Source organism: Bacillus basilensis (genome assembly GCF_050630465.1).
Taxonomy (GTDB): Bacteria; Bacillota; Bacilli; order Bacillales; family Bacillaceae_G; genus Bacillus_A; species Bacillus_A basilensis.
Genome location: NZ_JBNTQO010000038.1, coordinates 1 through 13,661, shown reverse-complemented (window position 1 = coordinate 13,661; position 13,661 = coordinate 1). Strand labels below are relative to the sequence as shown.

Sequence of the window (13,661 nt, the reverse complement as noted above, 5' to 3'; positions counted from 1 at the left end):
AAACGACAACCAAGGCGGAAACGACAACCAAGGCGGAAACGACAACCAAGGCGGAAACGACAACCAAGGCGGAAACGGCAACCAAGGTAATAACACAACCATTGATCCAAAAGCTCTTAAAGATGGTGAATACAGCATTGGTTTTAAAGTTTTAAAAGATCAAACAGATGAAATCTCAATGATGAACACATACACAAAAAGCCCAGGTGTATTAAAAGTAAAAGATGGTAAGAAGTATGTATCGTTTACATTAACGAATAGTGCATGGATTACAAAATTTGAGTTTGAGAAGAATGGCTCTTTTGGTAACGCAAAAGTGTTAAGTGAGAATAAAGAGCAAAATACAAAAGTAGTAGAGTTAGAATTAGATGATTTATCTAAAAAATTAAATGCAAAAGTAAAAGTAGATATTGATGCAATGAATTATCACCATTTCTACGATGTTCAATTTGTATTTGATGAAGGTAGCATCAAGTTTTTAGGTAACAATCAAGGCGGTAATGAGGATCAAAGTGGAAACAATGATCAAGGTGGAAGTAATATTCAAGGTGAAAACAACGGCAAAGGTGGAAATAATAACCAAGGCATAATCGATAATCAAGGTGGAAATGATACACCGAAAGTAAAAGTTGATCCGAGAAATTTAATAGATGGTCAATATGATATTCCATTTAAAGTGTTAAAAGATAAAACAAATGAACTTTCAAAGATGCATGACTATACTGTACATCCAGCAAAATTAATCGTTAAAGGTGGTAAAAAGTACATTGAGATGACGTTGAAAAATAGTGCATGGATTACGAAATTCCAAACAGAAAATAACAGTCTTTTTGCTGATGCGAAAGTAGTAAGCGAAGATAAAAATGCAAATACGAGAGTAGTGCATTTTGAAGTAAGTGATTTGTTTGCAAAATTAAATGCAAAAGTAAAAGTAGATATCAATGAAATGAACTACCATCATTTCTACGATGTCCAAATTCAATTTGATACAAATAATATTGGTGCATTAGGAACGATTAAAGAGGATCCAAAAAAAGATCCGAAAAATCCAGTGACTACACCGAAAGTAGATAATGTAAAAACAGTAGGTACTCCTGATTTTAACCGAAATGCAGATGGTAAGAAGAAAAACGAAGCTACAGGTAATGGTGAGAAAAAAGAGAAAAATTCAAAAACTGCAGATACAGCACAACTTGGTTTATACATGGTGCTACTGCTAGGGTCACTTGCTTTATTAGTTCGTAAATATAGAGCTGGTAGATTGTAATTTTTGGAGTCTTGATGCGTGTTCGCGTGCATCAAGACTTGTTTCATATTGTTTGGAAAGGAGTGGTGATTGAGAGTGAAGAAAATCGCAAGTGTACTAATGGCTATCATTCTGTTAATAAGTATAGCTGGGTGCTCATCACCAAAAAAAGAAACAGCGAAGCAGGTAAAGAGTGATAGTAAAGAGCGAATTGTTGCAACGACAGTCGCTGTTACTGAAATTATGGACGCGTTAGAAGTAGATTTAGTTGGTGTTCCAACAAGTACGAAAGATTTACCAAAGAGATATAAAGGTTTACCAGAAGTCGGGAATCCGATGAGTCCTGATATGGAAAAGGTAAAATCATTAAAGCCGTCAGAAGTATTATCTGTGACAACACTTGAATATGAATTAAAGCCAGTTTTTGATGGTGTAGGTATGAAAGCGAACTTTGTAGACTTAACTAGTTTAAAAAACATGCAAAATTCCATTAGTAATTTAGGTAAGAAATATGGACGTGAAAAACAGGCTGAAGCAGTAGTAACTAAGTTAGATAAAAAGGTTGCTAGCATTCAAAAGGAAGTAAAAGGAAAGAAAGAACCGACAGTGCTTATTTTATTAGGTGTGCCGGGAAGTTATTTAGTAGCAACAGAGCATTCTTATATTGGAGATTTAGTGAAACAATTAGGTGGCAAAAACATCGTACAAGGTGAGCAAGTAGAGTATTTAGCTTCTAATACAGAGTATTTAAAAAAAGCAGATCCAGACATTATTTTACGAGCAGCGCATGGTATGCCTGATGAAGTTGTAAAAATGTTTGATAAAGAATTTAAAACAAATGATATTTGGAAACACTTCGCTGCAGTTAAAAATAATCGTGTTTACGATTTAGAAGAGCGTTTATTTGGAACGACAGGGAATTTAGAAGCAACAGAAGCGTTAGATGAATTGAAGAAAATGATGTATCCATGATGCATTTTAATATAAAGGAAGAGTGGAATGAATAAAAAAACTTGGAGTTTCTTCATTGTTACTGTATTGCTTATTGTTATGACATCATTGTCAGCAATGAAAGGGAGTTTAGAAATAGGGATAGTGGACCTTGTACAAGGGATATTTACAGGGGCCAATGAAGATGTTGAAGTCATTAAAGATTTACGTTTCCCGCGTATTATTATTGCGCTGTTCACTGGGGCGGCTCTTGCTGTTTCGGGTGTGCTTTTTCAAGCTGTTATGAAAAATCCACTCGCTGATGCTGGAGTAATTGGTATATCTTCAGGAGCAAGTTTTATGACACTTGTTATTATTACGTTATTCCCGCAATTCTTTTTCTGGACACCGATATTCGCCTTTTTAGGTGGTGCGTTTGCATGTTATCTCGTTTATGCATTTTCGTGGAAGTCGGGGTTAAGTCCACTTCGCATTATTTTAGTTGGTATAGCTATTAATGCGATGTTCACTGGATTAAATGAATCGTTCATTACGATTTGCGGATATTTCATTAAGAGTATTAAGCAAACGACGACTTCTAATATAACGATGAAGACGTGGGGCGATGTAGAAATAATGGTTACGTATGGAACAATTGGTCTTATTCTTGCACTGTTTGTAGGAGCTTGGTGTAACTTATTATCGCTACAAGATAAGACTGCGAAAAACTTAGGTCTACACGTGACGAGAGTTCGTCTTATTATCTCTGCTATTGCAGTACTCTTAGCAGTAGTATCAACAGCGATTGCAGGTGTTATTGCTTTCGTAGGATTACTCGTTCCGCACATTTCAAGACAACTAGTCGGTTCAGATCATAAAGTATTAATTCCATTTTCTGCTCTTGCAGGAGCGTTATTAATTCTGACGGCGGATACGATTGGAAGGTTAATTGTGCCACCTAACGAAATTCCAGCAGCGACGATTATGGCAGTTATTGGTGGCCCATTCTTAATATTCTTACTTAGAAAGAGTGATAAAGTTCATGGAAATTAAAAATGTAACCTTTTCGTATGATAATGTAACGGATCGATTAAAGTCGGTTAGTAGTGAAATAGAGATTGGTAAAATTACAACAATTATTGGCCCAAACGGTTGCGGGAAATCGACATTACTTGGCGTGATGTCAAGAAATCACGATCCTCGTAGCGGAGAGGTAATACTGGATGGGAAGGCGATTAGCCAATATAAACCGAAAGAGTTTGCTAGAAAGTTAGCCGTTGTCCATCAACAAAATGAAGCACCGGCAGATATGACGGTAGAAAAATTAACAAGTTTTGGTCGTATGCCTCATAAAAATGTTTTTTCCTCGCAAACCAATGAAGATAGAGAAGCGATCGAAAGGGCTTTAGCATGTACGAATTTGCTAAGTAAACGTGATAAAGAGATTCATGCGTTATCTGGCGGAGAAAGACAACGTGTTTGGATTGCTATGACGTTAGCTCAGAAAACACCAATGCTCTTTTTAGATGAACCGACAACCTATTTAGATATTTATTATCAACTCGAAATCTTAGAGCTAGTAAAAGAGTTAAATGAAGTACATGGATTGACGATTGTTATGGTATTACACGATATTAATCAGGCGATTCGCTATAGTGATCATATCATTGTTATGAAAGACGGCGAAATTGTTACGAAAGGTAAGCCAAATGATGTTGTGACAGAAAGTATGATAAAGACGATATATGGTGTAGATGTCGTTGTAAAGCAAGGTGAAGATACAGGGTTGTATATGGTCCCAATGGGTATTTAAATATGCGAACAATCCGTTTTGAGGTGATAATTTGAGTAGTAAAAAAGAACGGAAGAAGAATTCTTTTTTTCAACGAATACTTACAGTTGTTTTTTTAGGTACCTTTTTCTATTCAGTATATGAATTAGGTGATATTTTCATGGATTACTATGAAAATCGTAAGGTAATGGCCGAAGCACAAAACATTTATGAAAAAAGTCCGATGGAAGAGCAATCACAAGATGGGGAAGTACGTAAACAGTTCAAGGCTCTGCAGCAAATTAACCAAGAAATAGTTGGATGGGTTACGATGGATGATACACAAATTAATTATCCAATCGTTCAAGCGAAAGACAATGATTACTATTTATTTCGTAATTATAAAGGTGAAGATATGAGAGCAGGAAGCATCTTTATGGACTATCGTAATGATGTGAAATCTCAAAATCGAAATACTATTTTATATGGTCATCGTATGAAAGATGGTTCTATGTTTGGAAGTTTAAAGAAAATGTTAGATGAAGAGTTCTTCATGTCGCATCGTAAATTATATTACGATACATTATTTGAAGGATATGATCTTGAAGTGTTCTCGGTGTATACAACAACAACTGATTTTTATTACATTGAAACGGATTTTAGCAGTGATACGGAATACACATCATTTTTGGAGAAAATTCAAGAAAAATCGTTGTACAAAACGGATACAAAATTGACAGCAAGTGATCAAATCGTAACACTTTCGACGTGTGACTATGCACTCGATCCGGAAGCAGGAAGGTTAGTCGTGCATGCGAAACTAGTAAAAAGACAGTAAATAAAAAAGTATAGAATATGAGAAGTGGTAACGCTTCTCGTATTCTATACTTTAAAAAAGAAATATGTTTACTGTGCTGCAGCCATTGGCATACGTACAACTTCAACATTGTAGTAAGTGATTTTATTATCAAGAATATAATCTGGCATCCCGCCTTGATGTGAGTGAGCATCTTTAAATGCTGAGCTCTTCGTCCAACCTTGGAAATCTTCTTTTGCATTCCAGCGAGTGCTAATTGTTACTTCATCATAATCAACTGTATTTTGCGTTAAAAGAACTTCTAGACCTAAAAAGCCTGGCATCGTTTCAACTTGACCTACTTTATTAAAACGCTCAATTAATTTATGTCCATTTCCCTTTGTAATTTTAGCTGTATTTGTAACAATAATCATGTTTATTCCTCCTATAAATATTGCCTTTGTTTTCGAGAACTCATATACATTAAATGATAATGAAAATCATTATCATTGTCAATGGTAAATGTAAAATAAATAAGTTTTTTTATTGTTTTGGACAGTAAGATTTCCATTTCAAAATGTAGTAAATATATGGTGGTTAAGCGAGAGAATGAGCGAGTTGTACTAGCAAAGCAATAATATGGTATAGTGAAACGAGGCTGTTTTTCAGTCTCGTTTTTGAAATGCTTCCTATAGAGAAAGCATGCAAATGGAAAGGAAGTTATTATATGCGATCAGAAGTAACTGTAAAAATAAAACCGAAATTTATAAAAGAAATTAAAAGTGGATATCCGCTTATTTTAAAAGATGCAATTCAAAATCTAAATGATGTCCGTGAAGAAGGGACAATCATCAAAGTAGTAGATGAGAAGAACAACTTTGTCGGAAAAGGTTATTATGGAAAACAAAATAAAGGATACGGCTGGATTTTAACGAGAAAAGAGAGTGAACAAATTAATCAATCTTTCTTTGAAAGTAAAATAAAATCTGCCTTACATAAACGAAAACAATTTTACAAATCAAATGATACGACAGCATTCCGTGTCTTAAATGGCGAAGGTGATGGTCTTGGAGGCTTAATCATCGATTATTATGACGGTTATTATGTAGTGAGCTGGTATAGTGAAGGAATCTATACTTTCAGAGATGAAATCATAGCAGCTCTTCAGAAAGTAGCAAACTTTAAAGGTATTTATGAGAAAAAGCGTTTTGATACGAAAGGGAAATACATTGAAGGTGATGATTTCGTAGCAGGAGAGCGCGGGGAGTTCCCACTTATCGTAAAAGAGAATGGTGCGAACTTTGCGGTGTATTTAAACGACGGAGCGATGGTTGGTGTATTTTTAGATCAGCGTAACGTTCGAAAACAAATTCGTGATAAGTATGCGAAGGGAAGAACAGTGCTAAATATGTTCTCTTATACAGGTGCTTTCTCTGTATTTGCAGCCCTTGGTGGAGCGAGTAAAACGACGAGTGTCGACCTTGCAAATCGTAGTTTAAGTAAAACGATTGAGCAGTTTAGTGTAAATGAAGTTGATTATGAAGCGCAAGACATTATCGTAGAAGATGTATTTCTTTACTTCAAATATGCAGCTAAGAAAAAGATGAAATTTGATATGGTCGTACTTGACCCTCCAAGCTTTGCGCGTTCAAAAAAATATACATTTAGTGCAGCGAAAGATTATAAAAATTTATTAAAAGAAACAATTGCCATTACAGAAAATAACGGAATTATCGTTGCTTCTACAAATTGTAGCGCATTCGATATGAAAAAGTTTAAAGGCTTTATCGATACAGCATTTAAAGAAATGAATGGAAAATATAAAATATTAGAAGAACATTCTTTACCAGAAGATTTCCGTACAATCGATCAATTTAAAGAAGGAGACTATTTAAAGGTAGTTTTCATCGAGAAAATTAAAGGGTAATAAAGAAAAAGGAGCTCGAGTTTACTTGAGCTCCTTTTCTTATTGAACGATATTTTGTACTCTACCGACTTGCCCGTCCTGCAATCGCACTTTAATGCCATGCGGATGAGAAGGAGAGTTCGTTAAAATATCTTTTACAATTCCACGTGTTAATTTGCCGGTACGTTGATCTTGTTTTAATACAATATCAACTTCAAGGCCGGGTGCGATATTAGAACGTTTTTGTCCGTTCATTTATACACCTGTACGTCTACGTTGGTTGTTTGTTTTTTTCGTTTGTTGGTTTTGCAATTTTTTTGTTTCTTGGCTTTGGTTCGTATTATTTAAGTTATTTCCATTTCCTTGCTTTTTCTTTGCAAGTTGTTCACGCATTAAATCAGCTAAGCTTACTTTTTTGTTTTCTGACATGATAAGTCTCCTTTATATAAAGTTAATTATGAACAATCGTAGTGAATTTCATCATATCATTGTTAAGGAAGGAAGGGAAGTTGGTTTGAAAATTCATATATTTGTTTCAAGTCTGTAGTAGTTACGATACAATTGAATTGTTAACGTTTGTAAAAAGGGGATAGACATATGTCACATCATATTTTATTAGTTGAAGATGATCTCTCAATTCAAGAGATGGTGGAAAAGTATTTAATAAAAGAGGGCTTTCAAGTTACAATCGCATCTGATGGAGAAGAAGGCGTGAACACATATTTAAAAGGTTCATTTGATTTGATTATCCTCGACATTATGATGCCAAAGCTAGATGGCTTAGAGGTTGTACGCATCATTCGAGAAAAAAGTGCCGTTCCGATATTAATGATGTCAGCAAAAGATACAGATGTTGATAAAGCTGTTGGATTAGGACTTGGAGCAGATGATTACATTTGTAAGCCATTTTCTATGATTGAATTGGTGGCGCGTGTAAAAGCAGGTATTCGGAGATCTACGAAATATTCGGCTACAGAAACAACAGAAAAGATGATTCAAATTGGTGATTTAACAATCGATCCAATTAATTTTACTGTGGAAAAAAATAGGAAGCCTCTCAAGCTTACTTTAAAAGAATTTGAGATTCTAAAACTGTTTGTAAAGAATCAAAATCGTGTATTTACAAAAGCACAAATATATACGCTAGTTTGGAACGAAGAGTATTATGGTGACGATAACGTTATTAATGTTCATATGAGAAGATTGCGTGAGAAAATCGAAAGTGATCCATCTAATCCAGAATACATTAAAACGTTATGGGGTATCGGTTATAAGTTGGAAGTGATGTAATATGGTCAATTTGTTAATAGGTATTATTTTTATATTGTTATGTGTCATTTACATACAGTATAAAATGAGAAAAAATAGTAGTAAAAATTTGCGATACACATATGAAAAGTTAGAAAGTATTGTAAATGTACAAACAGGCGAGAAGTTACTCGTTATGACAGATGATCGAGAATTGCAAAAATTATTAGTGGCAATTAATCAATTATTAGATGCAAAACAGAAAACAAATGCAGATCATGCGAAAGTAGAAATTTCGATGAGAAAAATGCTTTCAAATATTTCACATGACTTGAAAACACCGCTAACAGTTATTCTTGGATATACAGAAATGTTAAATAAGGATAAAACAATGAATAAAGAAGAACAACAAATATTACTTGAAAAGGTGCATGTGAAAACACTAGAAGTAATGGAACTAATTCATAAGTTTTTTGACTTAGCAAAATTAGAATCTGGTGACAAAGCAATCGAGATGACAAAAGTGAATATGAATGAAGTTTGTCGTGAGAAGATTTTATCTTTTTATGATTTAGTGACGTCGAAAGGTTTTCATGTTCATATTGATATACCAGAAAGAAATATATATGCACTTGGAAATGTAGAAGTATTAGGTAGGGTATTGAACAATTTAATATCAAATGCAATTACATATGGAGACGATGGAAAGATACTGGGTATGACGTTAAGAGATGATGAAACAAATGTGTATATAGACGTATGGGATAAAGGAAAAGGGATTGATGAATCTCATATTGATAAAGTGTTTGAGCGTATGTACACACTTGAAGATTCGAGAAATAGATTGTACCAAGGAAGCGGTTTAGGGTTAACGATTACGAAAAGACTGGTGGAAGCGATGGATGGAAAAATTCATCTTTCTAGTAAGCCGTATGAAAAAACAATTTTTACAGTTGCATTAAAAAAGATGCAGTTTTAGCTTGTAGAGAAGTAGATTCTACAAGCTTTTTTTTCAGCGTAAGGAATTTGTAAGAAACGGGTAAGAAAAAAGAGATTTCCGTTGTCTATTATAAAAATATAAAGTAGTGCGAAAGGGGAAAGTGACATGACCTATATATTAAAAACGAATCAGTTAACGAAAGTGTTTAAAGGGAAAGAAGTTATTTCTAGCGTTAACATGCATGTGAAAAAAGGAGAGATATACGGTTTCTTAGGACCGAATGGTGCTGGTAAAACAACGATTATGAAAATGATTACAAATTTAATAAAACCGACGAGCGGTGAGATTGAAATTTTAGGTGAGAAGTTAACAGACACATCGTATGAAGTATTAAAAAGAATGGGGACAATTATTGAATATCCAATCTTTTATGATAAATTAACGGCGAAAGAAAACTTAGAATTACATTGTGAATATATGGGCTATTACGATAAAAATGAAATTGACCATGCATTACATTTAGTGAAACTGCAAGGGATAGATAATAAAAAAGTAAAAGATTTTTCATTGGGAATGAAACAACGACTTGGTATTGCAAGGGCAATCGTGACAAAGCCAGAATTGCTCATTTTAGACGAACCCATAAACGGTTTAGATCCAATTGGTATTAAAGAGTTACGAGACTTATTTAAAATGCTCTGCAAAGAATATGGCATTACATTATTAGTTTCTAGTCATATTTTAGGTGAGATGGAATTAATGGCGGATACAATTGGTGTAATTCAAAATGGAAAACTAATAAAAGAAGTTTCAATGAAGAGTATTAACGGAAAACAAACAGAGTACATTGAAATTACTGTTCCTGATGTGAAGCGTGCAGCTTATATTTTAGAAGATAAACTTGGTATAAAAAATTATAAAATAATGAGCGGAAATATGATTCGTGTGTATGATACGGCAGTGTCTCAGCAAGCCATTTCAAAAGCACTTATTATGAATGATGTGGAAATTGAAAGTATTAATAAGAAACATAGTTCCTTAGAGGAATATTTCTTAAACGTAATGGATGGAGAGGGCATTCATGCTTAATGAATTGTGGCTGAACCTGGTAAGTGGATTAATCGTAATGTTTATAAGTGGAATTTTATATTATAGGAAACCAGAGCGGAAATGGTTGTTAATTCTACTAGTGATAGGAATGTTAAGCGTAGTTACTGCTGGAGTTAGAATGTTAGCAGTGTAGAGACAGGTATATAAAGAATGGAGGCGTGGTTTATATGTTTAAATTAATGAAACTCGAATGGAAAAAACATAAATTATCTAGTTATTTTAAAGGAGCAGCGATTGGTATTATAGCAATTTTTGCTGCGGTAAGTCTTATGGCATGGGCATCTAAAGTAGAGGATGAGTTGATGTTCTCTAGCTATATGGAATACATGTCTTTAGCAAATATTTTTATTAGAATTACATTTATTATTTTTGCATCGGTTATTTTATCACGTTTAGTGATTGATGAATACAAGAACAAAACAATACAGCTACTATTTATGTACCCACTGCAAAGGAAAATGCTAATGAGAGCGAAATTAGCAATTGTTTTTAGTTTTTGCTTTGTGAGCACGATAATCGCAACATTTATTATTAGTTTGCTCATATTCTGTATGAATCCAATAATAGGAATACTTGAAACGCCTGTTACGATGGGGGAAATAATAGCTACCGTTCCAACTACTATTATAAGTGCATTTATGATATCTGGTATAAGTTTAATTCCTTTATTTTTTGGAATGAGAAAGAAATCGACACCGACAACGATTACTTCAGCAGTAATAATTGGTATGCTGATTAATGGTAACGTTGGTCCTGGAAATGGTCAAGTAAGTATGTTTGATTTTATAGCTATCCCAATCGTGCTCTGTTTATTAGGAATTTTCATTAGTTATCTATCGTATCGAAAAATCGACAAGATTGATGTGGCGTGAAGCAAGCTTAAAACAAAAACGAACTGGGGTATGACTGGTGAAAAAAATAATAGTAATTGCAATATTAGTCATTACAATTGCTAGTGCGGTTTTGGGTTTTAAGGTATTTCAGGTGAAAGATTTTAAGCAAGAAAGGTCTTTTGAAATCAATAATATAAAAGAAATAGAAGTAGACAATGAAAACTGGAATATTGAATTTAAAAGTACAGACGCTAATAAAATAGTAATTTCCGCTCAAGGTCAACAAGTAGATAAAAAGATAGATCCCGTCAAAATAGAAAATGACGAAAATAAAATTGTGATTAAGCAAAAACAAAAGGTGACCAAATTTTTTAATGGTTTTACGTTTAGGAAGAAAAATAGTATATGTATAGCTATTCCGAGGAAAGCAATAGACAAAATTGTAGTAAATAATAAATCGGGTGATGTGAAAATAAACGATATAGTAGTAAAAAGTATCGTGACAAAAGGCAAGTCTGGAGATGGAATGATTACAGGACTATCGGCAGAGAAGGGTGAGTTCATATCCGAAAGTGGAGATTTAATGTTAAAAGATAGTTCATTACAAGAAGTAAATATAACTTCTACTACTGGCGATAATTATGTGAAAAATGTAAAAAACGAAAATGTGAACATCACTTCAACATCTGGGGAAGTATTACTGAAAGATATGACAGAAGGAAAATCATTATTTGTAGAAACAAAATCAGGAGATATTGGCGTACGGTATAAAGGTGTCCCAGCATCATTGAAGCTTATGGCTAAAAGTAATTCAGCTGACGTAATAGTGGATTTAAAAGGACTTAAGAAAGATAAAAATACAGAAAAAATAAAAGTAGGAACGATTGGTGATGCAAAAAATGAAGCGAAGATTTTAAGTGAAACAGGAGTCATTTATATTGATTAAATCTTAGGAGGAAGGAGGACACTATCATGCTACATTTAATGAAGCTAGAATTGAAAAAGTTTAAGCTTGGTTGGTACGTGAAGAGAGCAATTATTGCAAATATTGTTATACTGGCATTAATGATCTTTGTGAGCATCATCGCTCAAGTAGAAGGTGATGCAGAAATAAGGAATCCAGAGACGATATTGTTAATGGCTAGCACAATAGTAAGAGCAACGTTTATTGTTTTTGGTAGTGTATTAATCGCAAGGCTAATAATTGGTGAATATAAAAATAAAACAATACTACTCATGTTTTCTTATCCCATTAACCGAAAGAAGATGATGGCTAGTAAGTTGGCTATTACAGCGACAGTAACATTTATAACAGTTATTGTATCTAACATTTTAGTAGTAGGAATTTTCTTTGGTATAGATAGCTATTTTTCAATTCTTCCTAATTCATTTACAGTAGATCAATTGATGCAAGAAGGAATAAAACTAGTTCCTTTAGCCATTGCAACTGCGGGGATGAGTTTAATTCCATTATATTTCGGAATGCGTAAACGTTCCGTGCCAACTACAATTGTTTCATCTCTTATCGTTGTCACAATTGCAATGAATAATGGCAACCCAGCGTTTTCTACAGCAACTTTTCTTCCCCTTCAACTAGCACTCGCAGCAATTGGAGTTGTGATTGCATATTACGGAATTAAAAATATAGAGAAGGAAGATATAACTGTATGACAAGAATAAGAAAAAAGAGTTGGCGTTACACCAACTCTTTTTTGTATATGTATGCTTCGTTACTACTCTGTAAATTTAGAGTGTGTGCTTAAATACTCTTGCACTCCTGGAGAAATATTAAAGTTATTAGGACTTTTATATTCGATAGTAAACTCTCCGTCTCTACTTGTCTCAAAGGAGATGGCATAACTATTCATTTTAGCATCGTAAGAAGTATTTTTGACTTCCGCATCTAGATTAAAGTATTTTGTAATATACTCTTTTGATTCAGTAATTGCTGCTTGTTTTCCCCAAGGGGTACCATAATAGGTGAAATAAAGAGATACACTAATAACTCCAATAATAGAAGTTAGTAAAATAGTTCCCATAGCTATTTTTTTATTTTTTGTATTCAATTTGGTTACTCCTCTTCATAATATGTATTCATTTTAACCTATCTTTTCCATAAAACAACCATTTAATAAAAATAGTTTCACATGAAACAAGTTACAGAAAAAGACAAGGTTTGTAAATCCCTTGTCTTTTTTTGTTGTTACATTTTAGGAGCTTCCATTCCAGCTACAGCCCATTCTTCTTTTGCTGGGCCATATACGCCAGGGACTGTTAAGCCGGCTTGTCGCATTAAAACCGTCATTTGTCCGCGATGGTGATTTTGATGATTAATAAGTGTCATTAAAAATATAGAATTTGGCATAGGACGACCAAAGAAGTCATTAATAGTAGCTAAGTCTTTATCCGTCCATTCGCCTTGAAGAGCTTCAACAAAAGCTGCATTCACTTTACGATACCCATCTGCAATTGTTGTTGCAGAAGTTGGTACGGGATAATCTTTCGTTTCTCCGTCAAACTTAAGCCCTGTGCCAGATAGCATAACAGGAATTGCCGTCACGATATGCCAAGCAACTCTGCCTAACGTCCAGTGCCCAGGTGCAATTTCTTGTGATAAAGACTCATCTGTTAATGCATCGAGCATTTTTTGAGTAGACTCAGCCTCGTATGTCCATGATTGCAAGAAGCCTTCAATAGTTTGGTACATATTTATCCCTCCTAGTTATGTTCATAAGTTACATTCGTGAAAAAAAGATAGTTTCCTTTTGAACTATAAGAACGAATATAAAAAAGAGGCTTCTAACTGGAGTGACCCCTGTCAAGTAGACAGTATTTAAAAAGCGCAACTAAGCAACCTGAGTTCTATATTTATATGGACTCA

18 protein-coding genes are annotated in these 13,661 nt (G+C 34.0%); 13 read left to right on the top strand and 5 right to left on the bottom strand.

Translation table 11 applies throughout. From position 1 onward, the window contains the following. The 5 genes from ACQVV1_RS29450 to srtB form a co-directional block, all read left to right on the top strand. Positions 1-1,267 (top strand): NEAT domain-containing protein (locus ACQVV1_RS29450; RefSeq protein ID WP_431169912.1); only part of this gene is annotated, 1,267 nt, incomplete at its 5' end. A 69-nt stretch (positions 1,268-1,336) separates the two neighbouring features. Next, a complete protein-coding gene (gene isdE, locus ACQVV1_RS29445; protein WP_242252552.1) occupies positions 1,337-2,218 on the top strand; it encodes a heme ABC transporter substrate-binding protein IsdE in 882 nt (293 codons plus the stop codon). Positions 2,219-2,245: 27 nt separating this feature from the next. Further along, positions 2,246-3,229: a FecCD family ABC transporter permease gene (locus ACQVV1_RS29440; protein WP_431169911.1), complete on the top strand. Its 984-nt coding sequence runs from the start codon at positions 2,246-2,248 to the stop codon at positions 3,227-3,229. Next, the gene (locus tag ACQVV1_RS29435) at positions 3,219-3,989 is read left to right on the top strand and encodes an ABC transporter ATP-binding protein (RefSeq protein WP_431169909.1); all 771 of its coding nucleotides are present in this window, start codon (positions 3,219-3,221) and stop codon (positions 3,987-3,989) included. Before ACQVV1_RS29440 ends, ACQVV1_RS29435 begins: the two co-directional genes overlap by 11 nt. Before the next feature lie 31 nt (positions 3,990-4,020). After that, complete coding sequence (gene srtB / locus ACQVV1_RS29430; protein ID WP_016086041.1) at positions 4,021-4,785, top strand: class B sortase; 765 nt, start codon at positions 4,021-4,023, stop codon at positions 4,783-4,785. Between the two features lie 68 nt (positions 4,786-4,853). On the opposite strand, the gene isdG is transcribed toward srtB, so the two are convergent. Beyond that, entirely contained in the window at positions 4,854-5,177 is a 324-nt protein-coding gene (isdG, locus tag ACQVV1_RS29425) for a heme oxygenase (RefSeq protein ID WP_060632463.1), read from the bottom strand. A 293-nt stretch (positions 5,178-5,470) separates the two neighbouring features. On the opposite strand from isdG, the gene ACQVV1_RS29420 reads away from it, so the two are divergent. Next, positions 5,471-6,670 carry a class I SAM-dependent rRNA methyltransferase gene (locus ACQVV1_RS29420; RefSeq protein WP_063224759.1) on the top strand — a complete coding sequence of 400 codons (1,200 nt, stop codon included), beginning with the start codon at positions 5,471-5,473 and terminating at the stop codon, positions 6,668-6,670. A 39-nt stretch (positions 6,671-6,709) separates the two neighbouring features. On the opposite strand, the gene ACQVV1_RS29415 is transcribed toward ACQVV1_RS29420, so the two are convergent. Both ACQVV1_RS29415 and ACQVV1_RS29410 read right to left on the bottom strand, forming a co-directional pair. Continuing rightward, a complete protein-coding gene (locus tag ACQVV1_RS29415; protein ID WP_001014310.1) occupies positions 6,710-6,904 on the bottom strand; it encodes a YwbE family protein in 195 nt (64 codons plus the stop codon). Next, positions 6,905-7,078 (bottom strand): hypothetical protein, encoded by a 174-nt coding sequence (locus tag ACQVV1_RS29410; protein WP_063224760.1) that lies wholly within the window; start codon positions 7,076-7,078, stop codon positions 6,905-6,907. Positions 7,079-7,246: 168 nt separating this feature from the next. On the opposite strand from ACQVV1_RS29410, the gene ACQVV1_RS29405 reads away from it, so the two are divergent. The 7 genes from ACQVV1_RS29405 to ACQVV1_RS29375 all read left to right on the top strand — a co-directional run bounded on the left by ACQVV1_RS29405 (position 7,247) and on the right by ACQVV1_RS29375 (position 12,451). Further along, positions 7,247-7,939, top strand: a complete 693-nt coding sequence (locus ACQVV1_RS29405) for a response regulator transcription factor (protein ID WP_242252553.1) — start codon at positions 7,247-7,249, stop codon at positions 7,937-7,939. A 1-nt stretch (position 7,940) separates the two neighbouring features. Continuing rightward, positions 7,941-8,876, top strand: coding sequence for a HAMP domain-containing histidine kinase (locus ACQVV1_RS29400; protein WP_052943419.1), 936 nt, complete (start codon positions 7,941-7,943; stop codon positions 8,874-8,876). A 126-nt stretch (positions 8,877-9,002) separates the two neighbouring features. Beyond that, a complete protein-coding gene (locus ACQVV1_RS29395; RefSeq protein WP_075396084.1) occupies positions 9,003-9,926 on the top strand; it encodes an ABC transporter ATP-binding protein in 924 nt (307 codons plus the stop codon). Then, positions 9,919-10,080 carry a hypothetical protein gene (locus ACQVV1_RS29390; protein WP_309259396.1) on the top strand — a complete coding sequence of 54 codons (162 nt, stop codon included), beginning with the start codon at positions 9,919-9,921 and terminating at the stop codon, positions 10,078-10,080. Before ACQVV1_RS29395 ends, ACQVV1_RS29390 begins: the two co-directional genes overlap by 8 nt. Before the next feature lie 34 nt (positions 10,081-10,114). After that, positions 10,115-10,819, top strand: a complete 705-nt coding sequence (locus ACQVV1_RS29385) for an ABC transporter permease (RefSeq protein ID WP_242252555.1) — start codon at positions 10,115-10,117, stop codon at positions 10,817-10,819. Between the two features lie 37 nt (positions 10,820-10,856). Next, positions 10,857-11,726 (top strand): DUF4097 family beta strand repeat-containing protein, encoded by an 870-nt coding sequence (locus ACQVV1_RS29380; RefSeq protein WP_242252557.1) that lies wholly within the window; start codon positions 10,857-10,859, stop codon positions 11,724-11,726. A gap of 26 nt (positions 11,727-11,752) precedes the next feature. Beyond that, positions 11,753-12,451 carry an ABC transporter permease gene (locus ACQVV1_RS29375; protein ID WP_000902927.1) on the top strand — a complete coding sequence of 233 codons (699 nt, stop codon included), beginning with the start codon at positions 11,753-11,755 and terminating at the stop codon, positions 12,449-12,451. Positions 12,452-12,513: 62 nt separating this feature from the next. Here ACQVV1_RS29375 and ACQVV1_RS29370 read toward each other — a convergent pair whose 3' ends face one another. Further along, positions 12,514-12,846, bottom strand: coding sequence for a YfjL-like protein (locus tag ACQVV1_RS29370; RefSeq protein ID WP_070173823.1), 333 nt, complete (start codon positions 12,844-12,846; stop codon positions 12,514-12,516). Positions 12,847-12,983: 137 nt separating this feature from the next. Then, on the bottom strand, positions 12,984-13,487 hold the full coding sequence (locus ACQVV1_RS29365) for a DinB family protein (protein WP_309259394.1): 504 nt from the start codon (positions 13,485-13,487) through the stop codon (positions 12,984-12,986). Positions 13,488-13,661: the final 174 nt, after the last annotated feature.